26 protein-coding genes are annotated in these 26,799 nt (G+C 66.2%); 15 read left to right on the forward strand and 11 right to left on the reverse strand.

Features of this window, described 5'->3' with window-relative positions; genetic code table 11:
• Positions 1-18: 18 nt before the first annotated feature.
• From IB256_RS17465 to IB256_RS17485, 5 genes are all read right to left on the reverse strand, one after another.
• Positions 19-1,323: a CitMHS family transporter gene (locus IB256_RS17465; protein ID WP_192294447.1), complete on the reverse strand. Its 1,305-nt coding sequence runs from the start codon at positions 1,321-1,323 to the stop codon at positions 19-21.
• A gap of 287 nt (positions 1,324-1,610) precedes the next feature.
• Entirely contained in the window at positions 1,611-2,147 is a 537-nt protein-coding gene (locus IB256_RS17470; protein WP_225601789.1) for a hypothetical protein, read from the reverse strand.
• Between the two features lie 186 nt (positions 2,148-2,333).
• Positions 2,334-3,308 (reverse strand): AEC family transporter, encoded by a 975-nt coding sequence (locus tag IB256_RS17475; RefSeq protein ID WP_192294449.1) that lies wholly within the window; start codon positions 3,306-3,308, stop codon positions 2,334-2,336.
• A 79-nt stretch (positions 3,309-3,387) separates the two neighbouring features.
• Positions 3,388-5,781, reverse strand: a complete 2,394-nt coding sequence (locus IB256_RS17480; protein ID WP_192403433.1) for a carbohydrate-binding family V/XII — start codon at positions 5,779-5,781, stop codon at positions 3,388-3,390.
• A gap of 140 nt (positions 5,782-5,921) precedes the next feature.
• The gene (locus tag IB256_RS17485; protein ID WP_139791602.1) at positions 5,922-6,101 is read right to left on the reverse strand and encodes a hypothetical protein; all 180 of its coding nucleotides are present in this window, start codon (positions 6,099-6,101) and stop codon (positions 5,922-5,924) included.
• On the opposite strand from IB256_RS17485, the gene IB256_RS17490 reads away from it, so the two are divergent.
• From IB256_RS17490 to IB256_RS17505, 4 genes are all read left to right on the forward strand, one after another.
• Positions 6,100-7,074, forward strand: coding sequence for an ABC transporter substrate-binding protein (locus tag IB256_RS17490; protein WP_192403435.1), 975 nt, complete (start codon positions 6,100-6,102; stop codon positions 7,072-7,074). The two genes, IB256_RS17485 and IB256_RS17490, sit on opposite strands and share 2 nt — an antisense overlap.
• A gap of 58 nt (positions 7,075-7,132) precedes the next feature.
• The gene (locus IB256_RS17495) at positions 7,133-7,939 is read left to right on the forward strand and encodes an ABC transporter permease (protein ID WP_024764976.1); all 807 of its coding nucleotides are present in this window, start codon (positions 7,133-7,135) and stop codon (positions 7,937-7,939) included.
• Positions 7,927-8,760, forward strand: coding sequence for an ABC transporter ATP-binding protein (locus tag IB256_RS17500; protein WP_192294453.1), 834 nt, complete (start codon positions 7,927-7,929; stop codon positions 8,758-8,760). The genes IB256_RS17495 and IB256_RS17500 overlap by 13 nt, the downstream gene beginning before the upstream one ends.
• Before the next feature lie 140 nt (positions 8,761-8,900).
• A complete protein-coding gene (locus tag IB256_RS17505) occupies positions 8,901-10,541 on the forward strand; it encodes a GMC family oxidoreductase (protein ID WP_192294455.1) in 1,641 nt (546 codons plus the stop codon).
• A 216-nt stretch (positions 10,542-10,757) separates the two neighbouring features.
• Here IB256_RS17505 and IB256_RS17510 read toward each other — a convergent pair whose 3' ends face one another.
• Positions 10,758-11,228 carry a DUF1348 family protein gene (locus IB256_RS17510; protein WP_081519022.1) on the reverse strand — a complete coding sequence of 157 codons (471 nt, stop codon included), beginning with the start codon at positions 11,226-11,228 and terminating at the stop codon, positions 10,758-10,760.
• A gap of 205 nt (positions 11,229-11,433) precedes the next feature.
• Complete coding sequence (locus IB256_RS17515) at positions 11,434-12,393, reverse strand: GlxA family transcriptional regulator (protein ID WP_138213499.1); 960 nt, start codon at positions 12,391-12,393, stop codon at positions 11,434-11,436.
• Between the two features lie 228 nt (positions 12,394-12,621).
• Here IB256_RS17515 and IB256_RS17520 point away from each other — a divergent pair, with 228 nt between their 5' ends.
• The 7 genes from IB256_RS17520 (at position 12,622) to IB256_RS17550 (ending at position 18,839) form a co-directional block, all read left to right on the forward strand.
• Complete coding sequence (locus IB256_RS17520) at positions 12,622-13,560, forward strand: choline ABC transporter substrate-binding protein (RefSeq protein ID WP_081519024.1); 939 nt, start codon at positions 12,622-12,624, stop codon at positions 13,558-13,560.
• 87 nt (positions 13,561-13,647) lie between these two features.
• Positions 13,648-14,532, forward strand: a complete 885-nt coding sequence (locus IB256_RS17525; protein WP_192403437.1) for a 3-keto-5-aminohexanoate cleavage protein — start codon at positions 13,648-13,650, stop codon at positions 14,530-14,532.
• Between the two features lie 124 nt (positions 14,533-14,656).
• The gene (locus IB256_RS17530; RefSeq protein WP_192403439.1) at positions 14,657-15,622 is read left to right on the forward strand and encodes an L-carnitine dehydrogenase; all 966 of its coding nucleotides are present in this window, start codon (positions 14,657-14,659) and stop codon (positions 15,620-15,622) included.
• 82 nt (positions 15,623-15,704) lie between these two features.
• Complete coding sequence (locus tag IB256_RS17535; protein WP_192403441.1) at positions 15,705-16,181, forward strand: thioesterase family protein; 477 nt, start codon at positions 15,705-15,707, stop codon at positions 16,179-16,181.
• A gap of 6 nt (positions 16,182-16,187) precedes the next feature.
• Positions 16,188-17,117: an alpha/beta hydrolase gene (locus IB256_RS17540; RefSeq protein WP_192403443.1), complete on the forward strand. Its 930-nt coding sequence runs from the start codon at positions 16,188-16,190 to the stop codon at positions 17,115-17,117.
• A gap of 13 nt (positions 17,118-17,130) precedes the next feature.
• Positions 17,131-18,309 carry a gamma-butyrobetaine dioxygenase gene (locus IB256_RS17545; RefSeq protein WP_192294467.1) on the forward strand — a complete coding sequence of 393 codons (1,179 nt, stop codon included), beginning with the start codon at positions 17,131-17,133 and terminating at the stop codon, positions 18,307-18,309.
• Positions 18,310-18,587: 278 nt separating this feature from the next.
• Complete coding sequence (locus IB256_RS17550) at positions 18,588-18,839, forward strand: hypothetical protein (protein ID WP_017521458.1); 252 nt, start codon at positions 18,588-18,590, stop codon at positions 18,837-18,839.
• Between the two features lie 14 nt (positions 18,840-18,853).
• On the opposite strand, the gene IB256_RS17555 is transcribed toward IB256_RS17550, so the two are convergent.
• Both IB256_RS17555 and IB256_RS17560 read right to left on the reverse strand, forming a co-directional pair.
• Positions 18,854-19,258: a type II TA system antitoxin MqsA family protein gene (locus tag IB256_RS17555; protein WP_192403445.1), complete on the reverse strand. Its 405-nt coding sequence runs from the start codon at positions 19,256-19,258 to the stop codon at positions 18,854-18,856.
• A 2-nt stretch (positions 19,259-19,260) separates the two neighbouring features.
• The gene (locus IB256_RS17560) at positions 19,261-19,560 is read right to left on the reverse strand and encodes a type II toxin-antitoxin system MqsR family toxin (RefSeq protein WP_192294490.1); all 300 of its coding nucleotides are present in this window, start codon (positions 19,558-19,560) and stop codon (positions 19,261-19,263) included.
• A gap of 107 nt (positions 19,561-19,667) precedes the next feature.
• On the opposite strand from IB256_RS17560, the gene IB256_RS17565 reads away from it, so the two are divergent.
• Together IB256_RS17565 and IB256_RS17570 are read left to right on the forward strand one after the other, a co-directional pair.
• Complete coding sequence (locus IB256_RS17565; RefSeq protein ID WP_192294492.1) at positions 19,668-20,066, forward strand: VOC family protein; 399 nt, start codon at positions 19,668-19,670, stop codon at positions 20,064-20,066.
• A gap of 721 nt (positions 20,067-20,787) precedes the next feature.
• On the forward strand, positions 20,788-21,267 hold the full coding sequence (locus tag IB256_RS17570) for a Bro-N domain-containing protein (protein ID WP_225601790.1): 480 nt from the start codon (positions 20,788-20,790) through the stop codon (positions 21,265-21,267).
• 187 nt (positions 21,268-21,454) lie between these two features.
• Here IB256_RS17570 and IB256_RS17575 read toward each other — a convergent pair whose 3' ends face one another.
• Together IB256_RS17575 and IB256_RS17580 are read right to left on the reverse strand one after the other, a co-directional pair.
• Positions 21,455-22,561 (reverse strand): GlxA family transcriptional regulator, encoded by a 1,107-nt coding sequence (locus tag IB256_RS17575; protein WP_024766695.1) that lies wholly within the window; start codon positions 22,559-22,561, stop codon positions 21,455-21,457.
• Between the two features lie 382 nt (positions 22,562-22,943).
• Positions 22,944-24,320, reverse strand: coding sequence for an L-serine ammonia-lyase (locus tag IB256_RS17580; protein WP_192403448.1), 1,377 nt, complete (start codon positions 24,318-24,320; stop codon positions 22,944-22,946).
• 347 nt (positions 24,321-24,667) lie between these two features.
• On the opposite strand from IB256_RS17580, the gene IB256_RS17585 reads away from it, so the two are divergent.
• Together IB256_RS17585 and IB256_RS17590 are read left to right on the forward strand one after the other, a co-directional pair.
• Complete coding sequence (locus IB256_RS17585; protein WP_192403450.1) at positions 24,668-25,606, forward strand: choline ABC transporter substrate-binding protein; 939 nt, start codon at positions 24,668-24,670, stop codon at positions 25,604-25,606.
• Between the two features lie 241 nt (positions 25,607-25,847).
• Positions 25,848-26,789 (forward strand): choline ABC transporter substrate-binding protein, encoded by a 942-nt coding sequence (locus IB256_RS17590; RefSeq protein WP_138213546.1) that lies wholly within the window; start codon positions 25,848-25,850, stop codon positions 26,787-26,789.
• The last annotated feature ends 10 nt before the right edge of the window (positions 26,790-26,799 follow it).

Consider the following 26,799-nt stretch of genomic DNA (forward strand, 5'->3'; position numbering starts at 1 on the left):
AGTCAGTCGTTAAGCTGTTCATTTATTGAACAGGGGGAACAGGCCCAGCAGCAGGGCCGCGGCGAGGATCGCCAGGCACACCAGCACGGCCCACTTGAGGGTGAAGCGCTGGTGGTCGCCGAAGTCCACCTTGGCCAGCCCCACCAGCAGGTAGGTGGAGGGCACCAGCGGGCTGAGCAGGTGTACCGGCTGGCCGACGATGGAGGCGCGGGCCATTTCCACCGGGGTGATGCCGTACTGCGCGGCGGCCTGGGAGAGTACCGGGAGCACGCCGTAGTAGAAAGCGTCATTCGACATGAAGAAGGTGAACGGCATGCTCACCAGCGCCGTGATGGTCGCCAGGTACGGCCCCAGCGCCGGCGGGATCACCGCCAGCAGACTTTTCGACATGGCTTCGACCATCCCCGTTCCGGAAAGAATCCCGGTGAAGACCCCGGCGGCGAAGATCAGCGAGACCACCGCGAGGACGTTCTCGGCGTGGGCGCCGATGCGCTTCTTCTGCTCCATGATGCACGGATAATTCACGATCATCGCGATACCAAAGGCGATCATGAAGAGAACCGGCATCGGCAACAGGCCGGCGATCAGGGTGCCCATCAGGACCACCGTAAGCACCGCGTTGAACCACAGCAGCTTCGGCCGGCGCGCTTCGGGGAACTGCGAGACGCTGACCTCGGCCATGGCCTCGTGGTCGGTCGGCAGGTGCAGCTCGCCCAGGCGGGCACGCTCGCGTTTGCCGTAGACCCAGGCCAGGCCGAAGATTGCCGCGATGCCGGCAAGCATGGCCGGGATCATCGGCACGAAAATGTCCGCCGGGTCCACGTGCAGTGCGCTGGCCGCGCGGGCAGTCGGGCCGCCCCAGGGAGTCATGTTCAGCACGCCGCTGGATAGCATGATCAGGCAGGCCATCAACAGCGGGCTCATGCCCAGCCGGCTGTACAGCGGCAGAACGGCCGCCACGCAGATCATGTAGGTGGTCGAGCCGTCGCCATCCAGCGAGACGATCATCGCCAGCGCGGCGGTGCCCATCGATACCTTCAGCGGGTCGCCCTTGACCAGCCGGAGAATGCGCCGCACCGCCGGGTCGAACAGTCCGGAGTCGATCATGATGGCGAAGTAGAGGATGGCGAACATCAGCATCACACCCGTCGGCGCCAGGGTGCGGATGCCGTCCAGCATCATCGGCCCCAGGCCCTTGGCGAAGCCGCCGAGCAGGGCGAAGGCGATCGGGACCAGGATCAGCGCGATCAGCGCCGACAGACGCTTGGTCATGATCAGGAACATGAAGGTCGCCACCATGGCGAAGGCGAGGAAAGTCAGCATGGGGATAACTCCAGGTCGGCGCGGGGATTCAGCAGCGGCTGTGGATAAGCACGTGCGGTGCGGACGGAGTCGGGGCGGGAAGGGACAGGAAGCGGGGCATGGGCAATCACCGATTGTTGTTTTTGTACGCTGCGCGAACGCAGGTCCGGCCGGGAGGACCGAGGCGGCGATGCTAGGGGGTCAAGCTTTCAGCAGGCTTTCGCGGACGATGACCGCTGATCGGAGCGATTTCTCTAGGAGCGGGCCATGCCCGCGACAGCCTGGCAGCGAATCTTCCCCACGCTGATTCAGCGGCGCTGGAAAGCTTTGGCCGGCGGCTGCCAGTCCATCAGCTCGTTCTCCCGCGCATCGGCGTTGGCCTTGAGCCAGGCGCTCATGCTCTCGCCAATCGCCTTGCCGTAGAGCCTGTGGGAGTAGATCACCCCCGTGCCCGTGCCGTTCTCCAGCCTGAGGCGGGTGAACACCGCTTCGATGAAGCTCGGTTGCGGGAACACCGCGGCGATGAAGTAGACCGCGGGCTGACTGCCCCGGGCGGGGCTGGCGTCGACCTTGAGGATCATCGCGCCCTGCTGCTTGTAGTTGTCCAGCACAGCGTTGGCCACGGCCGCCATCTGCTCGGCATTCGTGGCCGCCGTGTAGCGGTGCAGGGTGACCATGTCCTGCCACTTCGCCAGGTCCTCCTGGCTTTGTGGCGTGAACTCGTGCTGATCCTCCCGGGACCAGCGATGGAAGTAGTCGGTGCCGGCGAAGGTGAAGTCCTTCGTCACGCTCGCGGCCCAGGACAGAGGAGCCATCAGAGCCAGCAGGATCAGCCAGAGACGCACGGTGTTGCCTCGTCGTGAGAGAAAACGGTGGCGTCAGCTCAGCTGCCCGACCACGCCAGGATCGCCTGCCTCCATTGTGGATCACTGCGTTGGCGATAGCGGCCCGCCAGGCGAAATTGCCTGCGGGACGGCCGTGTCGGCGATGGAGGGGGTTCGATCGGACCAGCAGACAATTCCCGAGAACGATCAGCCGAGCGTCTGGATCAATCCCATCACCACCAGCAGGCTGGCGCCGGCGAGCAACGTCTGCAGGGTAATGATCCCGGCCATCAGCCCGCTCTCGCCACCCAGTTGGCGTGTCAGCACATAGGCGGTCGGGGCTGTCGGCAGGGCGAAGAACAGCACCAGCAGCGCGCTTTCCAGCGGCGGCAGGGCCAGCAGGCGGGTGATGGCGAAGGCCAGTAGCGGCATGGCCAGCAGGCGGATCGCGCAGTTCCAGCCCAGTGCCGAGGCTTCCGCGCGCAGTTCCTGGGGCTGCAGCGCGGCGCCGACACAGAGCAGGCCCAGCGGCAGGCTGGCCACGGCAAGCAGGTTGAACAGCCGGTCGGTGCCGCCAGGCAGGCCGATGCCCGTGACATTGAGCAGAGCGCCGGCCACGCAGGCGAGGATCAGCGGGTTCTTCACGATCGGCAGCAGCAGCGAGCGCAGGCTGATGCCGCGCTCGGCGGTCAGCGCCCACACCGACATCACGTTCACCGTCGGCACCATCAGCGCCAGCATCAGCGCGGCCAAGGTCAGCCCCGGCTTGCCGTACAGACTGCCGACGGCGGCAAGCCCCAGGTAGGTGTTGAAGCGCAAAACGCCCTGGGCGATGGCGCCGAAACGTGCGGCGTTCCAGCCGCGCAGGCGCTTGACGACCAGCAGGGCGACCCAGGCGATGCCCAGGCCCAGCACCACCGCCAGTGCCTGGCGGGCGAGGCCGGGGTCGTTCAGCGGTGCACTGGCCAGGCTGCTGGCGAGCAGCGCGGGGAACAGGATGAAGTAGTTGAGCCGCTCAGCTGCCGGCCAGAAGGCGTCGCCGGGGAAACCTTTGCGGCGCAGCACGAAGCCGCCGACGATCAGCGCGAACAACGGCCAGAGGGCCTGGAACAGAGCGGTCACGGCAACCCCGCGATGGTGGTGGGAGCGGGCATCTTGCCGAGGGCGTGCGGGAAAGGGCAAGGCGTGTGGATAAGTTTCTCACCTTGCCCGAAGCGGTTTTCCACAGCCACCAGCGCTGTGGAAAACCTTGTCCACAGGATCAGCGGCGGAAGCCGCCTCCACCGAAATGACCCCCGCCGAAATGCCCGCCACCGAAGCCGCCACCGCCCCACTGCCGCTGGGTCTGGTTGAAGCGCTGCTGGCCGATCTGCCGCGACTGGTATTGCTGGTCCAGCTGGCTGCGGACATTGGCCTGGTTCTGCTGCACCGGTTGCCAGCCGTTGCTGGTGTGCTGCTGCCAGCCGCTGTCGGTGTGCTGGTAGACGTTGCCGTCGTGGCCGGCGTAGACGTCGCCGTTCTTCCAGGCCACGGCGTTGCCAGTGCGCCGGTTGTAGCTGATGCCCTGGTTCTGCTTGTCGTAGCTGCCGCGTCCGTCGTCCACGTCGCCGGAGACGCCCCGCTCGGCGATGGTGGTGCGGCCGGTCTGGGCGTTGTGCTGGATGCCCTGCTGGCCGGCCTTGAAGTCACCGCTGTCGGCGTCGTAGGCCACGCCGCTGCGGCCCGCGCCGGACATTCCGGTGGAAGCATTGGAGTAAGCCCCGCGCCGCCCGGCCACGCCCTCGTCGGTGTAGGGATTGAAGGCCGAACCCTGGGCGCCCTGGAAGTGCGTCCCGGTGCGCGGGTTGTAGCCCACCGCTGAGCTGCCCTGCCACTGGGTGCCGGTCCAGCCGTTGTAGCCATAGGCGTGGGTGACCGTGCCCTGGCCCCAGCGGCCGTAGAAGTTCGCCTGGTTCACGTTGGCGTAGCTCCAGCCTCCGTGCGGATAGGGGCCCCAGTACGGGCCCCAATAGGGTTCCGGGGAACCCCAGTAGGCGCCCGCCGCGTAACCGAAGGCGAAGCCGGTCAGCGCGCCCACGGCAAAGCCTGCGCCGTAGCCGTAGGTCGGCGGATAGCCGTAGTAGACGGTCTGGCTGACGTAGGCCGGGTAGGTGTAGCCGGTGCCGTAGACCACCGTGCCGTCGCTGCTCACCACCACGCCCAGGTAGCCGGGCGTGTAGCCCACCACCACGGTCTGCGGGGTGACCGAGTAGATGTGCACGTAGGTCACGTAGTACACCGGCGAGCTGGGCGGGATGCCGTAGATCGCCGCCGGCACCTCGGTTGCCACCTGCCAGGGCCCGGTGGGGCTGGGGGCAACGAACCAGACGCCGTTGGTGACGGCGAAGAACTGGTTGGCGGCGACCTCGATCACCGGCGTCGGCGTGTTCACCGCGTACTGCAGGCTGGTGCCGCTGATGGGCTGGAAGCTGGGCGCACCGTCGTAGCTGACCTTCATGGTCGCCTTGCTGCGCGAGACCGAGGCCGTCTGCGGGATGCTCGCGGCGATGGCCGCTTCCTTCGCCTGCGGGGTGCCGGGCACGGATACCAGTACGTTGGCCTTCGGATCCTTGGGCGAGATTTTCGCGAAGTCGGCGGGCAGGTCCTTGCCCTCGACGAACTGCCACGGTCCCTGCTCGCCGGGGCCGCTGAACCAGCGGCCGGAGAGCAGCACGTACCAGGTGTTGTGGGTCGGATCGACGAACACCGCGTGGTCGGCATTCTTCATCGTCAGCAGGCTGACGCCGTCCACCGGCTGCATCTGTGCGGTGCCGTCGCTGACGATCAGCTCGGTGGGCCGGGTCGCCACCAGAATCGCTGGCGCCTTGCCCGGCACCTTGCCGTCCTTGGGCAGCAGGGCGTCCACCGGGCCGGCTTTCTCCGCCACCTGCTGCGCATTGAGCAACGCCTTGGGTGGCTGGCTCAGCACCAGCCAGCTGCCATCCAGTGCCTGGGCCGTGTACCAGTTGCCGGCGGCATTGAGGTAGTGGTTGCCCTGGGCGTCGCGCAGGACCAGTACGCGGCTGTTGAGTACGCGCTGGAAGTCGCTGCTCGGCAGTGCCTGCCAGTTCGGCTGGCCATCGATCATCACCAGCACCGTCGGGGTCGCGGCGAAGACAATCTGCGGCGCGTCGTTCTTCACCTGCACATGGCGCAGCTGGTCGAGCTGCTGGTTCACCGCATAGGAAGCCTGCAGCTCATCGAGGGAGACGGTCAGACCGTCCCTGGGCAGGCGCGCTACCAGCGCGTCGCGCACCTTGCCGGCGCTGTCCGGGGCGGTGGGCACTTCCACCTTGTCGATGCGCAGGTCGGTGAGCTGCACCAGCCCCGTGGCCTTGTCGATGGCGGCGGCAGCGGAGAACTGCGCCACGCCGTAGGTCGGTGCGCCGTTGGCGGGGCCGATGGCGATGGCCGCGCGGCCACTCATGCGGGTGCCGTCCCAGCCCTCGATCTGCGGCTGGAAGATCTGCACGTGCTGCTCGCCCAGGGCGAAATCCCGCGGCCATTTCAGCTCGGTGACGGCGGGGGCCTGGGGATCGGCGGCGACGGAAAGAGCGGGGTGCAGCGACAGCCCGATGGCGAGCGCCAGGGCCGACAGAACGGGACGTAAAGCCATGTTGGAAACCTTCCTTGAGGAGAGCTGCGTTCAACCTTAGTGCAGCGCGAAACAACCCGCGCGTGTCCGAGTTCTCCCCTGCGCCATGCTGGTGCAATTTCGCCGGCAAGGCAGCTTTTTCTTATGGTGCAACGACATATTTAATAATTTTCCGAGCCTCCCGCTTCGGCGACCATCGGTCTGTCAGACATGTCGCGAGACAAAGCCTTCAGACGCTGAGCCATAGAGCTCGATGCCGCGCATGTCCCGGTTTTACCGGCCTTCTGGCCACTGCCGCAGTAAATCAACAAAAAAGCCAAACGGCTGTGGGAGTGCTTCATGATCAAGTCCTTGCTCGTGCGTTCCATCGCGTGTTCCGCCCTGGCTCTCGCCGCCGTTTCTGGCGCGCAGGCCGGCACCCTGTCCATCGGCCACACCACCTGGGTCGGCTACGGCACCCTGTACCTCGCCCGTGACCTGGGCTACTTCAAGGAGCAGGGCCTGGACCTGCAGCTGACCACCATCGAGGAAGCCTCGATGTACATGGCGGCCCAGGCTTCCGGCCAGCTCTCCGGCTCCGCCTCCACCATCGACGAAATCCTCAAGTACCGGCCCAAGTTCTGCTTCAAGGCCGTGGCCGCGCTGGACGACAGCCATGGCGGCGACGGCGTGCTGGTGGGCAAGGACGTCACCTCGCTGGCCCAGCTCAAGGGCAAGGAAGTGGCGGTCAACGAAGGCTCAGTCTCGCAATTCTGGCTGGCCTACCTGCTCAAGCACGCCGGTATGAACATGAGTGACATCAAGGTGCAGAACATGACCGCCGATGACGCCGCCAGCGCCTTCATCGCCGGCCGCGTGCCCGCCGCCGTGACCTGGGAGCCGCATCTCTCGCTGGTGCGCGAGAAGCAGCAGGGCAAGGTGCTGGTGGACAGCTCCACCACCCCCGGCGTGATCGTCGACGTGGTCGCCCTCAACTGCGACGTCATCGAGAAGCAGCCAGAGGACGTTAAGGCCCTGGTGAAAGGCCTGTACAAGGCCGTGCAATACACCAAGGAGCACCCGGACGAGGCCTACGCGATCATGGCCAAGGGCGTCGGCGGCTACCTCTCCGATCCCAAGGCCCTGGCCGATGCCGCCAAGGGCGTGCGCTTCTACGACAAGGCGATGAGTGAGCAGCTCATTGGCACCCCCGGCAAGCCTGGTGACATCAAGGGTTTGATCCGTCTCGCCAACGAGACCTGGAGCGGCCTGCAGGGCAAGCGCCTGGAAGTCAGCTACGACGACCTGGTCGACCCGCGTTTCGTCTCCGAGTAACCGTCTCACTCTCTGTCCCCGTGGGCGGCCCCGTGCCGCTCGCCTGGAGGAACCCGCGATGCCTCGTCGTTCGCAATCCTGGCTCAGCCGTTGCCTGACGCCCAAGGTCGACCTGCCGTTGAAGCTGGTCTGGTCCGCCGGCACTTTGTGCTGGCTGCTTGTGTTCGGCCTGTGGGCCGGGCTTTCCTACGGCGGCGTGGTGCCGGCGATGTTCTTGCCGACCCCGGACGCGGTGCTCGCGGCCGGCGTGCGCCTGGCCAGCGACGGCACCCTCGCCACCCACGTGATGGCCAGCGTCAAGGTGGTGATGATCGGCTTCATCATCTCCTCGCTGGTGGCGGTGCCGCTGGGGCTGCTGATGGGCAGCTTCCGCATCGTCCAGGCCTTCCTCGAACCGCTGGTGAACTTCATCCGCTACCTGCCGGTGACCTCCTTCGTACCGCTGTTCATCCTGTGGATCGGCATCGGCCTGGAACAGCGCGTCACCGTGATCATCTTCGGCGTGTTCTTCCAGCAGTTGGTGATGATCGCCGACGTCTCCCGCGGCGTCGCCAAGGACCTGGTGAACGCCTCCTACACCCTGGGCTGCAACCGCCGCGACGTGGTCCTCCACGTGCTCGGCCCGGCCTCGCTGCCCGGCGTGCTCGACACCCTGCGCGTGACCATGGGCTGGGCCTGGACCTACCTGGTGGTCGCCGAACTGGTCGCCGCCTCCAGTGGCCTGGGCTACATCAGCCTGAAGGCCATGCGTGGCTTCCAGGTCGACGTGATCTTCCTGGCCATCGCCATCATCGGCCTGCTGGGCCTGATCACCGACCAACTCTTCCGATTCATCCGACTGAAGGTGGCGTCATGGGCGCAGTAGCGATCAAGCAGGAAGAACCCGCCGTGACCGGTCAGCAACCTGCCAACCCGGCCCGCCTTCGGGTCGAAAACGTCAGCCTGCGCTACCGCACCCCGGACGGTGGCACCTTCAGCGCGCTGGAGAACGTCTCCTTCGAGGTGCCGGACCAGCAGTTCGCGGTCATCGTCGGGCCGTCGGGCTGCGGCAAGTCGAGTCTGCTCTACCTCACCGCCGGCCTGTCCGAGCCCACCGAGGGCGATATCTACGTCGGCGGCCAACTGGTAGACGGCCCCGGCGCCGACCGTGGCATGGTGTTCCAGAGTTACACCCTGTTCCCCTGGCTCACCGTGCGCCAAAACGTCGAATTCGGCCTCAAGCGCCGTGGCATGCCGGCGGCCGAGCGCCGCGAGATCGTCGACTACTACCTCGACGAAGTCGGCCTGCGGCGCTTCGAGAACAACTACCCCAAGCAGCTCTCCGGCGGAATGATGCAGCGCGTGGCGATTGCCCGCGCGCTGGCCAACGACCCGCAGATCCTGCTGATGGACGAGCCCTTCGGCGCGCTCGACAGCCAGACCCGCATGCAGATGCAGCAACTGCTGCTGCGCGTATGGGACCACAGCAAGAAGACCGTGGTGTTCGTCACCCACGACATCGACGAGGCCATCCTGCTGGGCGACCGCGTTTACGTCATGGGCGCGCGCCCCGGCCGCATCAAGCAGATCCTCGACGTGCCCATCGAGCGCCCGCGCTCGCTGGACATGGTCATGGACCGCCAGTTCATCGAGATGAAGCGCGAGATCCTCGGGCTGCTGCACGACGACCTGGAAGAAGCGCACTGACCTGCCGCCGGCTGGCGCCTCCTGCAGGGCGCCGGCCGATGCGGTGATCCGCTGCAGCACCGTTCGGCCCCCTCTTCCCTCGGGAGAGGGTTGGGGTGAGGGGTTCTGCGATTCACGCAAGACTCACTGGGAGAGCCCCCTTGTCTTCGAACCATGACTCCACCCAAGATGCCACCTACGACTACCTCATCGTCGGTGCTGGCTCCGCCGGCTGCGTGCTGGCCAACCGCCTGAGCGCCGACCCGTCGGTGCGCGTCTGCCTGCTGGAAGCCGGCGGCAGCGACGCCAGCCCGCGAGTGCAGACCCCGGCCGGCACCATCACCCTGTACAAGAGCAAGGTGTTCAGCTGGAACTTCTACTCCGCACCGCAGAAGCGCCTGAACAACCGCTCGCTGCACTGCCCGCGCGGCAAGGCGCTGGGCGGCTCCAGCTCGATGAACAGCATGATCTACATCCGCGGCCACGCTTCCGACTACGACCGCTGGGAAGCCGAAGGCTGCCCGGGCTGGGGCTGGAAGGACGTGCTGCCGTTCTTCAGGAAATCCGAGCGCAACCTGCTCGGCCAGGACCCGGCGCTGCACGGTACCCTGGGCGAACTGGTGGTGGACAAGCCGCGCGACCCCAACCCGCTGTCGCACCTGTTCATCAAGGCTGCCGCGCACCTGGGCCTGCGCCGCAACGATGACTTCAATGGCCGCGAGTTCGAAGGCGTCGGCATCTACAACGTGACCCAGAAGGACGCCAAGCGCCTGAGCAGCTACCGCGCCTTCGTCGCGCCGCTGCAACGCCCGAACCTCACCGTGCTGACCGAGCGCCAGGTGGGCCGCCTGCTGCTCGAAGGCGAGCGCGTCACCGGCATCGAACTGCGCAGCGGCGAACGTCTGCAGGCGCGTCGCGAGGTAATCCTCACCGCCGGCGCCCTCGGCTCGCCGCAGATCCTGCTGGCCTCCGGCATCGGCCCGGCGGCTGAGCTGAAAGCCGCCGGCATCCCGGTGCAACACGACCTGCCCGGCGTGGGCAAGAACCTCCAGGACCACCTCGACGGCCTGGTCACCGTGCGCTCGCCGAGCCCGCTGAGCCTGGGCTTCTCCCTCGGCTCGCTGCCGCAGATCCTGCTCTCGCCGTTCAAGTACCTGCTGGCGAAAAAGGGCTGGCTGACCACCAACTACGTCGAGGCCGGCGGATTCGCACGGACACCTCTCGCGCAATCGCTGGCTGACGTGCAGTTCCACTTCGTGCCCGGCTACCGCAGCCACCGTGGCCGACTGTTCGAATGGGGCCATGGCTACGCCGTGCACACCTGCGTGCTGCGGCCGAAAAGCATCGGCGAGTTGCGGGTGAAGCCCGGTGGCGACATCGAGATCGACTACAACTTCCTCGCCAACGAGGAAGACGGCCGCGTGCTGGTGGAAGGCGTGAAGCTGGCGCGCAAGATCCTCGCCCAGCCAGAGTTCGACAGCATCCGTGGCGCCGAGATGCTCCCCGGTCCGCAGGTGCAGACCGATGAGCAACTGATGGAACACCTGCGCGAATACGCCGCCACCGTGTTCCACCCGGTGGGCACCTGCAAGATGGGCGAAGACCCTCAGGCGGTGGTCGACCTGCGCCTGCGCGTTCACGGGCTGAAGGGCCTGCGCGTGGTGGACGCGTCGATCATGCCGACACTCATCAGCGGCAACACCAACGCACCCTGCATCATGCTCGGCGAGCGCGCAGCGGCGATGATCCTGGAAGAGAGCAGCGCGACGTCGGCCGCTCCCGCCCAGGCAGTCCCGGCCTGATAGCGGAGTGGTAGGGCGAATAACCTGGAACAGGTTATCCGCCGTTTTCTGCGCCCTACGACGGCACCCCCATTGGCTCTGCCGTCACCGGGAAGCTCATTCGTAGGAGGGGTGGAGCTTGCGATACCCATCGGCGAGTTTGCCGGTGATCGATGGGCATCGCTTCGCTCCACGCCATCCGACGCGGTGCCCCAGTCAATCTTGTGGATAACGGATCTAGAGCCCCAGATCGCTGAGCGACGGATGATCGTCCGGCCGGCGGCCCTGCGGCCAGCGGAAAAGGCGCTCGTCCTCGCTGATCGGCAGGTCGTTTATGCTGGCGTGACGCTCGAACATCAGGCCGTTCTCGTCGAAGGCCCAGTTCTCGTTGCCGTAGGAACGGAACCAGTTGCCCGAGTCGTCGTGCCACTCGTAGGCGAAGCGCACGGCGATGCGGTTGTCGGTGAAGGCCCAGAGTTCCTTGATCAGCCGGTACTGCTGTTCGCGCACCCACTTGGCAGTGAGGAACTGGACGATCTGCTCGCGGCCCTGGACGAAGGTCGCGCGGTTGCGCCAGCGACTGTCCGGCGTGTAAGCCAGCGACACGCGATGCGGATCGCGGCTGTTCCAGCCGTCCTCGGCGAGACGGACTTTCTGGATGGCGGTTTCGCGGGTGAAGGGCGGCAGAGGGGGACGGGCTTCGCTCATGGTGGTCTCCAAAGGCAGTGAGGGGTTTGAACCTGATCTCCATACTCCGCCCGGCCCCGGATGGGGTAAATGACGGTAATCCCACAGATATTGCCAACTTGCTTTTCGTAGCAGCGGAACTCCAGAAACGCAGGGTGCATAACCTGGAACGGGTTACCCGCCATGGCGGCGGATAACGCCGTAGGCGTTATGCGCCCTACAGGTTTCAGGCTTTGGCAGCGACCTTGCGCAACCCCACGCGGTCCTGGCTCGGGCACACCCCGAACTTCGCCCGGTAGCTGCGCGACAGGTACGAGGGCGTCTCGAAGCCGCAGGCCACGCCGATCTCCAGCACGCTCATGTCGGTCTGGCGTAGCAGCTGGCGCGCCTTGTCCAGGCGCAGGCCGAGGTAGAAGTTCGATGGCGTGTCGTTGAGGTGCAGGCGGAACAGGCGCTCGAGCTGGCGCCGGGTCACCTGGATGCGTTCGGCCAGCTCCAGCGTCGACAGCGGTGGCTCGGTGTGACGCTCCATTTCTCCGATCACCTGCACCAGCTTGCGGTTGCTCACCCCGTAGCGGCTGGCGACCTGCAGGCGCTGGTGGTCCTGGCGGGTACGGATGCGCCCGACCACGAACTGCTCCGAGACCTGCACCGCCAGCTCCGGCCCGTGGGCTTGGGCGATCAGGTCGAGCATCAGGTCGATGGATGCAGTGCCGCCGGCGGAGGTGATGCGCGGCCCGTCGATCTCGAACAGCTCCTGGGTCGCCTGCACCTGTGGATAAGTCTCCCGGAAGGCATCCAGCGCCTCCCAGTGCACCGTGCAGCGCTGGCGCTGCAGCAGCCCGGCCTCGGCCAGCACGAAGCTGCCGGTGTCGATGCCGCCCAGGGTCACGCCGTCGCGGTCCAGGCGCTTGAGCCAGTGCAGCAGCGCCGGGGTGCAGGCGCGCAGCGGTTCGAAGCCGGCCACCACCAGCAGGGTGTCGCCCTCGCGCAGCGCTTCCAGGCCACTGTCGGCGTTCATCGACATGCCGTTGCTGGCCAGCACCGGCCCACCGTCCAGGCTCATCAGGTGCCAGCGATACAGCTCGCCGCGAAAACGGTTGGCCACCCGCAGCGGCTCCACGGCGGAGACGAAACCCATCACCGAAAAACCGGGCAACAGCAGGAACCAGAAGTCTTGGGACATGGCGGGTACCGTGCAATTGGGGGCAGCGTAGTGGCAGCTGAGCCCATGCTTATGAACCAAGGACGTCGCCCTGGCAATCGGGGAGGTCGCTGCTGTGCAAGAGCTGGTCGCCGCAGTGCGATCCACCACCCCTGCGGCTGCGTAACTTGATCACCACAGCCCCCCGTGAGGGGCCGCATGACACACAACAACGATAACCAATGCCGCAAAGGCCTTGAGGGAGAAGTCATGAAGCTATCGATCCAAGCGCTCGGCTGTGCCGCGCTCATGCTCGCCGCCAGCACCAGCTGGGCCGCAGAGCCCGCCCAGTGCCAGAACGTGCGCATGGGCACGGTGAACTGGACCGACGTGGTGGCCAGCAGCGCCGTGGCCGAGGCCGTGCTCGACGGCCTGGGCTACAAGGTCAAGCAGACCAGCGCCTCGCAGCAGATCATCCTGGCCGGCATGGCCGACAAGCAGCTCGACGTCTTCCTCGGCTACTGGCAACCGACCATGCAGCCGGTGGCCAAACCCTACCTCGACAAGCAGCAGATCGACGTGATCACCCCGCCGACCCTGCCCGACGCGCAGTCCACCTACGCCGTACCGAGCTACGTCTACGACGGCGGTCTGAAGACCTTCGCCGACATCGCCAAGTTCAAGGACAAGCTGAGCAACAAGATCTACCTGATCGAGCCCGGCAGCGGCTCCAACCGCATCACCGCGAAGATGATCGCCGACGACAAGTTCGGCCTGAAGGGCTTCCAGATCGTCGAGTCCAGCGAGGCCGGCATGCTCACCGCGGTCAAGCGCGCCATCAAGCGCAAGCAGTGGGTGGTGTTCTTCGGCTGGAAGCCGCACCCGATGAACCTGCAGATCGACATGAAATACCTCACCGGCAGCGACGACGTATTCGGCCCCGACGAAGGCTCCGCCACCGTCTCGATCATGACCGCGGGCGGCTACCAGGCGCAGTGCGGCAACGTCGCCAAGCTGCTGCACAACCTCAAGTTCAGCAGCGAGCAGGTGAGCCAGGTGATGGTGCCGATCCTCGACCGCAGCCAGCCGGTGGACGCCGCCAAGGCCTGGCTGAAACAGAACCCTGAGCCGCTCAAGGCCTGGCTCGACGGCGTGACCACCTATGACGGCAAGGACGGCCTCGCCGCCGTCCAGGCCTCGCTGAAATAGCGCCCGGACAAACACCTCCCACCAGCAACTCCCTGCGCGTCCTCCGGCGCGCAGCGGGTTCGTTCGACCCGAAGAAGGACAGCCACCGTGAACCATGAAGTGATCGTCACCTGCGCGGTGACCGGCGCCGGCGATACCGTCGGCAAGCACCCGGCCATTCCCGTCACCCCCAAGGAAATCGCCGCCGCCGCCATCGAGGCCGCCAAGGCCGGCGCCACCGTCGCCCACTGCCACGTCCGCGACCCGCAGACCGGCAAGCCCAGCCGCGACGTGAACCTCTACCGCGAAGTGGTCGAACGCATCCGCGAGAGCGACACCGACATCATCATCAACCTCACCGCCGGCATGGGCGGCGACCTGCAGATCGGCCAGGGCGAGCAGCCGCTGGAGTTCGGCGCCGGCACCGACCTGGTCGGCCCGCTGGAGCGCCTCAAGCACGTCGAGGAGCTGCTGCCGGAAATCTGCACCCTGGACTGCGGCACCCTGAACTTCGGCGACGGCGACTTCATTTATGTCTCCACCCCGGCGCAGCTGCGCGCCGGCGCCAAGCGCATCACCGAGCTGGGGGTGAAGGCCGAGCTGGAAATCTTCGACACCGGCCACCTCTGGTTCGCCAGGCAGATGCTCAAGGAAGGCCTGCTGGAAGACCCGCTGATCCAGATCTGCCTCGGCATCCCGTGGGGCGCCCCGGCGGACACCACCACCATGAAGGCCATGGCCGACAACATTCCCGACGGCCTGACCTGGGCCGGCTTCGGCATCGGCCGCTCGCAGATGCCGATGGTCGCCCAGGCCATGCTGCTGGGCGGCAACGTGCGGGTCGGCCTGGAAGACAACATCTGGCTGGACCGTGGCGTACACGCCACGAATGGCCAACTGGTCGAGCGCGCTATCGAGATCATCGAGCGCCTGGGCGGCCGCGCCCTGAGCCCGGCCGAGGGGCGCAGGAAGATGAACCTCAAGGCCCGCTGATTGCGAACCGCAGGGCGAATAACCCGGAACGGGTTATCCGCCGCCGAACAGGATCGGCGGATAACGCTGCGCGTTATGCGCCCTACGAAGAACCCGACGCCCCGCCCACTTTCCGGAGCCACCCATGTCCTTCATCACCCAAATCAAGACCTTCGCCGCCCTCGGCAGCGGCGTCATCGGCAGCGGCTGGGTCGCCCGCGCCCTGGCCCATGGCCTCGACGTCATCGCCTGGGACCCGGCTCCCGGCGCCGAAGCTGCGCTGCGTGCGCGCATCGCCAACGCCTGGCCGGCCCTGGAAAAGGCCGGCCTCGCCCCCGGCGCCTCGCCCGATCGCCTGCGCTTCGTCGCCACCATCGAAGAATGCGTGCGTGATGCCGACTTCATTCAGGAAAGCGCCCCCGAACGCCTCGACCTGAAATGCGAGCTGCACGCGAAGATCAGCGCCGCCGCCAAGCCCAATGCCCTGATCGGCTCCAGCACCTCGGGCCTGCTGCCCAGCGAGTTCTATGCCGACACCACGCACCCCGAGCGCTGCGTGGTCGGCCACCCGTTCAACCCGGTCTACCTGCTGCCGCTGGTGGAAGTGGTGGGCGGCGCGAAGACCGCGCCGGAAGCCGTCCAGGCCGCCATCCAGGTCTACGAATCCCTCGGTATGCGCCCGCTGCACGTGCGCAAGGAAGTCCCCGGCTTCATCGCAGACCGCCTGCTCGAAGCGCTCTGGCGCGAGGCGCTGCACCTGGTCAACGACGGCGTCGCCAGCACCGGCGAGATCGACGATGCGATCCGTTTCGGCGCCGGCCTGCGCTGGTCCTTCATGGGCACCTTCCTCACCTACACCCTGGCCGGCGGCAATGCCGGGATGCGCCACTTCATGGCCCAGTTCGGCCCGGCGCTGCAGCTGCCCTGGACCTACCTGCCCGCCCCGGAACTGACCGACACCCTGATCGACCGCGTGGTGGAAGGCACCGCCGAGCAGCAGGGCAGCCGCAGCATCGCCGAGCTGGAGCGCTACCGTGACGACTGCCTGCTGGCGGTGCTCGGGGCGATCAAGGAGACCAAGTCCAGGCACGGCTTCGCCTTCGCCGACTAACCTCACGGTTCATCATTCGCTCCAAACCACCCCCTCTCCCTTCAGGGAGAGGGCCGGGGAGAGGGGCTCTTCGGACGCGAACATGACCCACGCCCTGAAAACCTACGAAACCCCCATCCTCGCCGAGTGGACCGACTACAACGGCCACCTGCGCGATGCCTTCTACCTGCTGCTGTTCAGCTACGCCACCGACGCCCTGATGGACCACCTCGGCCTCGACGCCGAGCACCGCGCGGCGACCAACAATTCACTGTTCACTCTCGAGGTGCACCTCAACTACCTGCACGAGGTGAAGGAGGGTGAGAAGGTTGAAGTGCGCACCCAACTGATCGCCCATGACCGCAAGCGCCTGCAGGTTTTCCACAGCCTGCACCGCGCTGGAGAAGACCTCGCCCTGGCCGCCACCGAGCAGATGCTGCTGCACGTGAACCTCGAAGGCGGCGCGCGCTCGGCACCCTTCGAAGGCGTGGTGCTCGAGCGCGTGCTGGCGCTGGCCGAGGCTCATCGCTCGCTGCCGCGCCCGGATTACGTGGGCCGCGTCATCGGCCTGCCGGGCTGAGCGGGCATGAGCCGGCGTTATCCGCTGTCCGATGCCATGCAGGCCTTCGTCACAGAGACGGAGGCTCACCCACTGGAAGGCCCCACGCTCGCCGCCCAGCGGGAAAACTACGAGCGCATGGCCGCCGCCTTCGCGCCGCCGGTTCCGCCGGGCCTGCTGGTCCGCGACGTACAGCCTGACGGCCTGGTGGAGCTGCGCCTCTACCGGCCCGAAGGCGCGCCGCCGGCGAATGGCTGGCCGACAATTTTCTACATCCACGGCGGCGGCTGGGTACTGGGCAACGCCCGCACCCACGACATGATCTGCATTCCCCTGGCTGCCGCACTGGGTGCGCTGGTGGTCGCCATCAGCTACCGGCTGGCGCCCGAGCACCCTTATCCCGCGGCCCTCAACGACTGCCTCGACACCTGGCGGCGGATTCACCTGGACGGCCTCGACGAGCCTGTGGATAAAACCCGTATCGCGGTCGCCGGCGACAGCGGCGGCGCCAACCTCGCCGCCGCGCTGTGCCTGGCCCTGCGCGGCAGTGGTGAAGCGCTGCCGCTGGCCCAGGCGCTGATCTACCCCGCGCTGGGCAACCTCGACACACCCTCGCGCACCACCTGCGCCGACGCACCGCTGATGACCAGTGCGGCGGTGGACGACTACCTCGCCGCCTACCTCTCGCGCCCCGCCGACCGGCGCGACCCGCTGGCGCTGCCGTTGCTCGCCGAAGACCTCGGCGGCCTGCCGCCGGCCTTCATCGCCGTCGCCCAGTTCGACCCGTTGCGCGACGACGGCGCGCTGTACCGCGACCGCCTGCGTGAGGCCGGCGTGGCGGTGGATTACTTCCCCGGTGCCGGGCTCGTCCACGGCTGCCTGCGCGCCCGGCGCGTGGCGGAAGTGGATGCCCTGCGCGGCGCCCTGATCGCGGCCCTGCGCCGCAGCCTGAGCTGACAAGGAGAAGAGCATGGAAACGACGCTGGAACGTCCCACCATCGCCGACTGGCGTACTTATCCACAGACCGCCGCGCTGACCTCGCTGCGCCCGCAGGCCAACCGCCTCGACCTGGTATGGGACGACGGCCGCGTCAGTCCCTTCCATCACCAGTGGCTGCGCGACAACTGTCCGTGCGGCGAGTGCGTCTACGCGATCACCCGTGAGCAGGTGCTGGAGATCATCGACGTGCCCGCCGATCTTGCGCCCGAGCGGGCCGCCATCGAACTGGGCTATCTGTGTGTGCACTGGAGCGATGGTCACCGTAGTCAGTACGACCCGGGCTGGCTGCGCGCCCACGCCTATGATGACGAGTCCCGCGCCGAACGCCTCGCCGCACACCAGACCACCCGCGTCTGGCGCCGCGACTTCGAGGCGCCGGTGTTCCAGCACGACCAGTTGATGGATGACGACTCGGCACTGCTGGAATGGATGCTCGCCCTGCGCGACCTCGGCCTCAGCCGCGTGGATGGCGTGCCCACTGCGCCCGGCTCCTTGCATCGCATCGCCCAACGCATCGCCTTCATTCGCGAGACCAATTTCGGCGTGCTGTTCGACGTGAAGTCCAAGGCCGCGGCCGCCGACAGCAACGCCTACACCGCCTTCAACCTGCCGCTGCACACCGATTTGCCGACCCGCGAGTTACAACCGGGGCTGCAATTCCTGCATTGCCTGGTGAACAACGCCGACGGCGGCGACAGCGTGTTCGTCGACGGCTTCGCCATCGCCCAGGCGCTGCGCGACGAAGCGCCGGAAGACTTCCGCACGCTCTGCGAGATGCCCATCGAGTTCCGCAACAAGGACCGTCGCAGCGACTACCGCTGCCTGGCGCCGGTGATTGCCCTGGACGCGCGGGGCGAGATCAGCGAAATCCGCATCGCCAACTTCCTGCGCGGCCCCTTCGACGCCCCGGCCGAGCGCATGGACGCGCTGTACCACGCCTGGCGTGCCTTCCTCACGCTCACCCGCGACCCGCGCTTCCGCCTGCAACAGAAGCTGCGCGCCGGGCAGATGTGGTGCTTCGACAACCGTCGCACCCTGCACGCCCGCACCGCCTTCGACCCGGCCAGCGGCGAACGCCACCTGCAGGGCTGCTACATCGACCGCGACGAACTGCTGTCACGCATTCTGGTGTTGCAGCGCGAGCAGTGAAGCGGCGAACGCCGGACAAAAAAATCCCCTGCGGCGCCCGACGCGCGGCAGGGGACAAATCGAGCCGGTTCGGGCTCTCAGTGTGCGAGGCCCCGCAGCGGGCGCCGGTGCCGGCCGCAGGGTATGGAAGCCAGTCTGCGCGTCGCGCCGCCGCCTCGGTTAGTCGAAAACGACCTGCGCTTGCCCGCCGCGGACATTCCGTCGGACAGATGCTTGCCGCGCCCCGCCGGGCTTACCAGAATCGATGCAGACCCCTGCCGCTCCCAAGGAGACCCGCGATGATGCACGCCGACCTGATCGACCAGGACGATTTCCGCGAACGCCTGCAAGCGCTGGGTTTCGCCGTGCCGCCGGGCATCACCGCCGAGCAGGCCTGCGAATACGCCGTGCGCGGCCTGACCCCGGAGCGCTCGCTGGCGCTGCGCCGCCTGGTGGAGGAAATGCTCGCGGGGAATGCGACCCTGCTGCCCGCCGTGCGCGAGGCGATCTCCCGGCAATTGCTGCCGGCGCTGGTGCCGAAGCCCCTTTAGCGGCAGCTAATCGTTCAGTCCTGACGCACTTCTTCTGCTAGCTCGGGGTGCGTCCTAAGGATGCCGAACAATTTGACCAGAGCGACCGGAGGCTCGGTTTCGCCGCGTTCGTAACGGCTGAAAGCGTTCGGGCCTCCACCGAACAGCTCTCCCGCTTCACGCTGGGACAGGTGCAGCAGCTCCTTGCGGACCTCGCGGATCAGCGTCTGGTGGCCGGTAGCCTGATTCACCTGTCGGCGATGCTCCGCCATGGCCTGCATGACACGCTCGCTCTGGGTGGGGCCGGTGATGGACTCGCCGCAGGCATCGCACCACTCAGCCTCGACCTGGGCGATGGTGGTGAACTGCCCCTTGTACGTGTAGGGCAAGTCGCGGATGGCGTGGACCAGGTCGGCCTGGCCGCAGACCGGACATAGCATGGTCACTTCTCCTTGAATGAAACGATGAGCAAGTCGCCCCGCAGGGTGAGCTTTACGTACGCCTGCCGGCCGTTCACCCACGGGCGATAGACGTCTTGCCAGATGCTGTGGTCGGCGTAGGTGGTCATGCTCTTGTAGAAGTCCGCCGCGGTGAGGCGGGTGATGACCGCCAGGACCTGTTCAGTGGACTCCAGCCCCAGTTCGACGGCGCCTTCCAGTGCCACGCGAGTGAAGCGGTATCGCCGCTCGGCAACAGCGAGCCTGATCAGCGGAAGCTTGTAGTGAGGCGTGCGTTTGTCCATCTGACGAAATTAACCTTATAGGTTAATTTCGGCCACGGCAATGCGGTCGTTCCGGAATCGTCCTACCGATATCCTAGACTGCCCCCTTCCCTCACAGGAGAACCCTCATGACCACAGCCACTCCTTTCCTCATGTTCCAGGACGGCGTCGCGCAGTCGGCGCTGGATTTGTATCTCGCCACTTTCCCCGACTCCCGCGTGGTGCACGTGGAGCGCTATGGCGCCGGTGAGCCGGGGCCGGAGGGCACGATCAAGGTGGCGCGGTTCGAGGTGTGCGGGCAGGCATTCATGTGCTCGGACAGCCCGGTGAAGCACGACTTCGATTTCACGCCGTCCAGTTCGATCTTCGTGGAGTTCGAGTCGGGGGATGTGCTGGAGCGCATCTTCGCGGTGCTGGCCGAGGGCGGGCGCATCTACATGCCGTTGGGCGACTATGGCTTCAGCTCGCGCTTTGGCTGGGTGAGCGACCGCTTCGGGGTGTCATGGCAGCTCAGTCTGGGGCGCTGAGTGTCAATCGGCAGGAGCGCCCCATGGGTGCGGTCGCGGGCATGGCCCGCTTGTGAAGTTCTGCGCGGGGGCGGCCCTCTCCCCCCTCCCTCTCCCTGAAGGGCGAGGGAGCTATCCGTGCCGGCTGGCACTGTGGTTTCAGCCGGCACCGAACCAGTCCCCTCTCCCTTCAGGGAGAGGGTTAGGGAGAGGGAAAATCCAAGGGACGAACTATCAGAAGAAGACAGTTGCTCCTACAACGGCTCCGTGGCTCGATAGCCTGGGTAGGGCGAATAACGCCGAAGGCGTTATCCGCCGTCCTGGCGGATAACCCGTTCCGGGTTATGCGCCCTACGCGTCTGTCGGTGGGTTCCTGAGACGGCTTTCACCAGGTGGGGCAATTCCCTGGTTGGGGCGGGTTTCTGCTCCGGTCAACGCGGGAGTTTCCCTACACTGCGCCGGCGTTGCGGTCCTACAAGCCCTCTGCGTAGCGTTCCTCGCACCGCGTTTCGGCGTGGTCAGGTGTGGAAACCTGTACTCATACGAATACACCGCTATAGCAGAAGCGATCAGCCACTCGTGGGCTGTATGGTTCTGGTGGTCTATGGCGGATCGTGTAAGGCGGACTTCGGTCCGGCCGGTTTTCGTTCGTATGAGCTGGTTTTCCACCCTTGCACGGTCCGCCTCCCTTGTTTCGGCTGTTTCGGGCGGCGGCTTCCTGTCTTGAGCAAGGAGCTTCTGCATGATGACGTCGATGTCCTTCCCGGTCGAACATGGCCTGAATACCCAATCTTTCGTGCGCTACAACCGCCAGTTGCGCGGCGTGCTGCTGGATCAGCAGCCGTGGTTCGTGCTGCGCGACCTGACCAAGCTGACCGCGAGCAAGCGCGGGGTGGACCTGGTGCGCAAGCTGGAGCCGGACCAGTCGCGCTGGGAGCGCCTGGCCGGCGCGGCCGAGGATGAGCTGCTGGTGAGCGAGAGCGGGGTGTATGCGCTGTTGTTGCTGCACCTGTACCACCCGGAGAACCGCAGCCTGCGGCAGTGGCTGAGCAACGAGGTAGTGCCGGCGCTGCGCGCGGCGCAGCAGGACAACGCGCTGTTGCCGCGCCACAAGTTCCGGGAGGTGCAGGGGCAGCACATTGCCTTGCTGGATTGGCAGGGGCGGTTGTGGGTGCGGTTTACCGATGCGGCGCGGTTGATGGAGCTGGATGGGCGTGGGTAGGGCCTGCCCGGCGTAGGAGCGGATTTATCCGCGATGGGTGGGCGACGGTGCGAGAGTGGGGCTATCGCGGACGGAGTCCGCTCCTGCGGGGTTGGCCGGAGTTGGGCTGGCCCTCACCCCAACCCTCTCCCAGAGGGAGAGGGGGCTGTTCGGCGCAAGAGGGTGGCCGTGGGTACTCAGGGGTGTCTTAGAGCACCCGCACGCTGGCGAAGGTGGATTCGCCCTGGGCCTGGCTGAGCGCGGAGATGGCCGAGGAGTTGGGCATGAGGGCGAGGTCCTGCGGAATGGGCATGACCATGACCGGCTGGCCGATGGGCTGGCCCTGGCGCTCGTCGCGCGGCGGGATGCCGAAGTATTCGCGGTAGCACTTGGAGAAGTGCGGGGTGGAGACGAAGCCGCACACCGAGGCGACTTCGATGATCGACATCGAGGTCTGCTTGAGCAGCTGGCGCGCGCGGATCAGGCGCAGTTTCAGGTAGTAGCGCGACGGCGAGCAGTGCAGGTACTTCTGGAACAGGCGCTCGAGCTGGCGGCGCGAGACGTTGACGTAGACGGCCAGTTCGTCGAGGTCGATGGGCTCCTCGAGGTTGGCTTCCATCAGCGCGACGATTTCCTGCAGCTTGGGCTGGTTAGTGCCGAGCATGTGCTTGAGCGGCACGCGCTGGTGGTCCTGCTCGTTGCGGATGCGCTCGTAGATGAACATCTCGGAGATCGCCGCCGAGAGTTCGCGGCCATGCTCGCGGCCGATCAGGTGCAGCATCATGTCCATCGGCGCGGTGCCGCCGGAGGAGGTGAAGCGGTTGCGGTCGATGGAGAACAGCCGGGTGCTCATCGCCACGCGAGGGAAGGCTTCCTGCATGGCGGCCAGGCATTCCCAGTGCACCGAGCAGTCGTAGCCGTCGAGCAGGCCGGCGCGGGCCAGGGCCCAGCTGCCGGTGCACACGGCGCCGAGCTTGCGACCCAGGCGCGCCTGGGCCTGGAGGAAGGTGGTGTGTTCGCGGGTGACGCTGCGCTGGATGCCGACGCCGCCGACCACGATCAGCGTGTCCATCTGCGGGGCGCTGTCGCAGGCTGCGTCGGGGGTGATCTGCAGGCCGTCGCTGGCCCAGACCTGGCGGCCGTCGAGGCTCAGGGTGTGCCAGCGGTAGAGTTCGCGTCCGGAGAGCTGGTTGGCCATGCGCAGCGGTTCCACCGCCGAGGCCAGGGAGATCAGGGTGAAGTTGTCCAGCAGCAGGAAGCCGATGGACTGCGGAGCTCGGTTTTGCGGGGGAACTCCGGGGTTGAACGCGTTCATTCAGTCACCTCACGCTAGTCACAGTCGCCTCACGGGAGGCGTTTCTTATGCTTGTTGTTCTGTTCGGGAATCGGCCTCGGGGTTGGCCCGGGCGGTTCCTCTGTTCTCGCTGCCTATGACAAGGCAAATGCCGTGCCTAGGTTGAATGGGCGTTCAACTAAAAAAGAAAACGGCATGGGAATGCCGTTTTTGCAGGTCCGGAATGCGACGCCTCGAAGGTCGCAAATACGCATGGATCGTGGCCTGGGGTTTTTGGTAGCACTCACCGGTCACGGGGCTGGTGGTGCTGTGCCCGGAACGGTAACGCCCGCTGTCTGGTCGGGACGGGCGTACCGCTTGCGCCATCAGGGGGCGCGCCGGGGCTGGCGTGGTCGATTGAGGGTCAGCACTCGATGATGCTGACGGCCAATCCGCCGCGCGAGGTTTCCTTGTACTTGTCGTGCATGTCGGCGCCGGTGTTGCGCATGGTGCGGATCACCTGGTCGAGGCTGATGAAGTGCTGTCCATCGCCGCGCAGGGCCATCTGCGCGGCGTTGATGGCCTTCACCGCGGCGATGGCGTTGCGTTCGATGCAGGGCACCTGGACGAGGCCGCCGACCGGGTCGCAGGTGAGGCCCAGGTTGTGCTCCAGGCCGATCTCGGCGGCGTTCTCCACCTGTTCGGGGGAGGCGCCGAGCACCTCGGCCAGACCCGCTGCGGCCATGGCGCAGGCGGAGCCGACTTCGCCCTGGCAGCCGACTTCGGCGCCGGAAATGGAGGCGTTCTTCTTGCACAGGATGCCGACGGCGGCGGCGGCCAGCAGGTAGTTGGTGACGTCGTCGTCGCTGGCGTCGGGGTTGAAGCGCATGTAGTAGTGCAGCACCGCCGGGATGATGCCGGCCGCGCCGTTGGTGGGCGCGGTGACCATGCGCCCGCCGGCGGCGTTTTCCTCGTTCACCGCGAGGGCGAAGAGGTTGACCCATTCCATGGCGGAGAGCGTCGAGCCGATGACGTTGGGCTTGCCGATTTCCTGCAGGTTGCGGTGCAGGCGCGCGGCGCGGCGCTGGACGTTGAGGCCGCCGGGGAGGATGCCTTCGTGGCGCAGGCCGTTCTCCACGCAGTCGCGCATGGCCTGCCAGATGCTCTTGAGGCCTTCGCGGATATCGGTTTCGCTGCGCCACATGCGCTCGTTGGCCATCATCAGCTCGGACACGCGCAGGTTGTGGCGGCGGCAGAGCATGAGCAGTTCGGCGGCGCTGGCGAAGTCGTAGGGCAGCACGGTGTTGTCGGTGTCGAGGCTGCCGGAGGCGGCCTGTTCCTCGTCGACCACGAAGCCGCCGCCGATGGAGTAGTAGGTGTCGCTGTGCAGCACATGGTCGCCTTCGATGGCGGTCAGGCGCATGGCGTTGGGGTGGTAGGGCAGGTTCTCCTCGAGCAGGCGCATGTCGCGGACCCAGTCGAAGGGGATCGCCCGGCTGCCGGCCAGCAGCAGTTCGCCGCTGCTGCGCAATTGCGCCATGCGCGGTTCGATCTGGCTCGGGTCGATGCGATCCGGCCATTCGCCCATCAGGCCCATGATCACCGCACGATCGGTGCCGTGGCCGACGCCGGTGGCGGACAGCGAGCCATACAGGCGGACTTCCACGCGGCTGGTGCGTTCGAGCATCTGCCGTTCGCGCAGGGCGCCGACGAACAGCGCGGCGGCGCGCATGGGGCCGACCGTGTGCGAACTGGAAGGGCCGATACCGATCTTGAACAGGTCGAACACACTGATTGCCATGCCGGACTCCGGGCGAGCTGCACATCCATGGGAGAGCATCTCTTGAGGGGTGAGTAGGCACGTCCCTGTGCCCGCGATGCCCGGCCATCATCGACCCAAGTCCGGCGCCGGCTGCGTCCATCGGCGACGCGGCCGTATCCAATAACGCCGCCTGCGCACCCCGTCGGTGCGGGGCGCGCAGCCACCTGTTCCGGGGCCGACGAAAGCTTGCCTCTTTACGACGCGAGCGCCGCGAACCACGACCGGTCGATAGGCGCAGGCGGCTTCGCTGTTCCATGATCCTCCACCGACGAACGGCCGCGTTCGCCCGTATCCACCCCCATTCTCCGCAGTCAGAGGCTGGTCTCATGAAGAGTCTTGTGTCGTCGCTGTTGGCGTTATCCGTGGTACTTCCGGGCGTCGTGCGCGCCGCCGAACCCGAATCCTGCGCCGTGGTGCGCTTCGCCGATGTCGGCTGGACCGACATCACCGTGACCACCGCGGTGACCCGCCTGGTGCTCAGCCACCAGGGCTACCGCACGCAGGTGGTTCGGCTGTCGGTGCCGGACACCTACAAGGCGATGTCGGAGAAGAAGATCGACGTGTTCCTCGGCAACTGGATGCCGAGCATGGCGAACGACCTCAAGCCATTCGCCGACAAGGGCCAGGTGGAAACCGTGGGTGCCAACCTCGAAGGCGCCAAGTACACCCTCGCGGTGCCGCGCTATGCCTATGAGGCGGGCCTGAAGACTTTTGCCGATATCGCAAAATTCAAGGAGCAGCTGGGCGGGCGCATTTACGGCATCGAGCCGGGCAACGACGGCAACCAGCTGATCCAGAAGATGATCAAGGAGAAAGCCTTCGGCCTGGGCGACTTCAAACTGGTGGAATCCAGCGAGGCCGACATGCTGGCCTACGTCAAGCGAGCCGGGGCCTTGAAGCAGGCCATCGTGTTCCTGGGCTGGGAGCCGCACCCGATGAATACCCGAATCCAAATGAACTATCTGGAGGGAGGGGATTCCTACTTCGGTCCCAACTATGGCGGTGCGACGGTCTTCACCAACGTCAGAGCAGGCTATCTTCAGGAGTGCCCCAATGTCGCGCGGCTGCTGAAGAACCTGAAATTCGACCTGGCGATGGAGAACCAGTTGATGGATGCGGTGCTCAACGAGCGACGCAATCCCCGCCAGGCCGCCAAGAGTTGGCTCAAAGCCAACCCGCAGGTACAGGACAGCTGGCTGCAGGGTGTCGCTCCGAGCTCATCGGGCGCGGCGCCAGGGGGCCAGAAAACCGCCGCCATGGAATGATCCGGGCCTCTGGAAGTCGCTGGAACCGGGCCTTTCCACTGGATGCGACATGGCTGGTGCTGAATACGACTTCGCCTGCACTGGATGCGACCCACCCGGTAGGCGACGAAATTTTCCTGTTCCATGATCGTTTACGAAATGACAACAAAAGGACCTGCGCCCCGAGGTCCCACTCATAATTCAGACCGCCGCGCCCCACTGTGGGCAGCGCCGGCGCCCCACCCCGCAGAGGAGTACGCTCATGAAAGGTTGCAAGTCTTTGCTGCTGGCTGCTGTGTCCGTTTGCGCACCGCTGGCGGTTCAGGCCGCTGAACCTGAGTCGTGCGGCACGGTTCGCTTCTCCGACGTCGGCTGGACCGACATTACCGTGACCACCGCTACTACCCGTCAGGTGCTCGAGTCGCTTGGCTACACCACCAAGGTGACCATGTTGTCCGTGCCGGTGACCTACAAGTCGCTGGCGAACAAGGATCTCGACGTGTTCCTCGGCAACTGGATGCCGAGCATGGCCAACGACATCAAGCCCTACGCCGACAATGGCTCGGTAGAGACGGTGAAAGCCAACCTCGAGGGCGCCAAGTACACCCTGGCCGTCACCCAGGCCGCTTACGACGGCGGGCTGAAGTCCTTCGCGGATATCAGCAAGTACGCCGACAAGCTGGGCAACAAGATCTACGGCATCGAGCCGGGCAACGACGGCAACCGCCTGGTCCAGGGCATGCTGGACAAGAACCAGTTCGACCTGGGCAAGTTCAAGCTGGTGGAGTCCAGTGAGGCCGGCATGCTCTCGCAGGTCGGGCGCGCCGACCGCCGCAACCAGTGGATCGTGTTCCTGGGCTGGGAACCGCATCCGATGAACACCCGCTTCAAGATGAAGTACCTCGAAGGCGGGGACGACGTGTTCGGTCCCAACTACGGCGGCGCGACCATCTACACCAACGTGCGCAAGGGTTACGTCCAGGAATGCTCCAACGTCGGCAAGCTGCTGACCAACCTGACCTTCACCCTGGACATGGAAAACAAACTCATGGACGCCGTGCTCAACGGGGGCAAGAAGCCCGAAGAGGCGGCAAAAGCCTGGTTGAAGGACCATCCGGAACTGCTCGACGCCTGGCTCGCCGGCGTGACCACCCGTGACGGCAAACCGGCCTTGGCGGCAGCCAAGGTGGCATTCGCTAAATAAGTGCCGAAAT

The sequence above is a fragment of the Pseudomonas sp. PDM17 genome, from assembly GCF_014851985.1.
Lineage (GTDB): Bacteria > Pseudomonadota > Gammaproteobacteria > Pseudomonadales > Pseudomonadaceae > Pseudomonas.

What these genes read in the sequence shown, in the direction of transcription:
- IB256_RS17465 (WP_192294447.1), bottom strand. Translation starts at nt 1,323, where the DNA reads ATGCTGACTTTCCTCGCCTTCGCCATGGTGGCGACCTTCATGTTCCTG.
- IB256_RS17480 (WP_192403433.1), bottom strand. Translation starts at nt 5,781, where the DNA reads ATGGCTTTACGTCCCGTTCTGTCGGCCCTGGCGCTCGCCATCGGGCTG.
- IB256_RS17490 (WP_192403435.1), top strand. Translation starts at nt 6,100, where the DNA reads ATGATCAAGTCCTTGCTCGTGCGTTCCATCGCGTGTTCCGCCCTGGCT.
- IB256_RS17485 (WP_139791602.1), bottom strand. Translation starts at nt 6,101, where the DNA reads ATGAAGCACTCCCACAGCCGTTTGGCTTTTTTGTTGATTTACTGCGGC.
- IB256_RS17495 (WP_024764976.1), top strand. Translation starts at nt 7,133, where the DNA reads ATGCCTCGTCGTTCGCAATCCTGGCTCAGCCGTTGCCTGACGCCCAAG.
- IB256_RS17500 (WP_192294453.1), top strand. Translation starts at nt 7,927, where the DNA reads ATGGGCGCAGTAGCGATCAAGCAGGAAGAACCCGCCGTGACCGGTCAG.
- IB256_RS17510 (WP_081519022.1), bottom strand. Translation starts at nt 11,228, where the DNA reads ATGAGCGAAGCCCGTCCCCCTCTGCCGCCCTTCACCCGCGAAACCGCC.
- IB256_RS17515 (WP_138213499.1), bottom strand. Translation starts at nt 12,393, where the DNA reads ATGTCCCAAGACTTCTGGTTCCTGCTGTTGCCCGGTTTTTCGGTGATG.
- IB256_RS17520 (WP_081519024.1), top strand. Translation starts at nt 12,622, where the DNA reads ATGAAGCTATCGATCCAAGCGCTCGGCTGTGCCGCGCTCATGCTCGCC.
- IB256_RS17530 (WP_192403439.1), top strand. Translation starts at nt 14,657, where the DNA reads ATGTCCTTCATCACCCAAATCAAGACCTTCGCCGCCCTCGGCAGCGGC.
- IB256_RS17535 (WP_192403441.1), top strand. Translation starts at nt 15,705, where the DNA reads ATGACCCACGCCCTGAAAACCTACGAAACCCCCATCCTCGCCGAGTGG.
- IB256_RS17540 (WP_192403443.1), top strand. Translation starts at nt 16,188, where the DNA reads ATGAGCCGGCGTTATCCGCTGTCCGATGCCATGCAGGCCTTCGTCACA.
- IB256_RS17545 (WP_192294467.1), top strand. Translation starts at nt 17,131, where the DNA reads ATGGAAACGACGCTGGAACGTCCCACCATCGCCGACTGGCGTACTTAT.
- IB256_RS17550 (WP_017521458.1), top strand. Translation starts at nt 18,588, where the DNA reads ATGATGCACGCCGACCTGATCGACCAGGACGATTTCCGCGAACGCCTG.
- IB256_RS17555 (WP_192403445.1), bottom strand. Translation starts at nt 19,258, where the DNA reads ATGCTATGTCCGGTCTGCGGCCAGGCCGACCTGGTCCACGCCATCCGC.
- IB256_RS17560 (WP_192294490.1), bottom strand. Translation starts at nt 19,560, where the DNA reads ATGGACAAACGCACGCCTCACTACAAGCTTCCGCTGATCAGGCTCGCT.
- IB256_RS17565 (WP_192294492.1), top strand. Translation starts at nt 19,668, where the DNA reads ATGACCACAGCCACTCCTTTCCTCATGTTCCAGGACGGCGTCGCGCAG.
- IB256_RS17570 (WP_225601790.1), top strand. Translation starts at nt 20,788, where the DNA reads ATGATGACGTCGATGTCCTTCCCGGTCGAACATGGCCTGAATACCCAA.
- IB256_RS17575 (WP_024766695.1), bottom strand. Translation starts at nt 22,561, where the DNA reads ATGAACGCGTTCAACCCCGGAGTTCCCCCGCAAAACCGAGCTCCGCAG.
- IB256_RS17580 (WP_192403448.1), bottom strand. Translation starts at nt 24,320, where the DNA reads ATGGCAATCAGTGTGTTCGACCTGTTCAAGATCGGTATCGGCCCTTCC.
- IB256_RS17585 (WP_192403450.1), top strand. Translation starts at nt 24,668, where the DNA reads ATGAAGAGTCTTGTGTCGTCGCTGTTGGCGTTATCCGTGGTACTTCCG.
- IB256_RS17590 (WP_138213546.1), top strand. Translation starts at nt 25,848, where the DNA reads ATGAAAGGTTGCAAGTCTTTGCTGCTGGCTGCTGTGTCCGTTTGCGCA.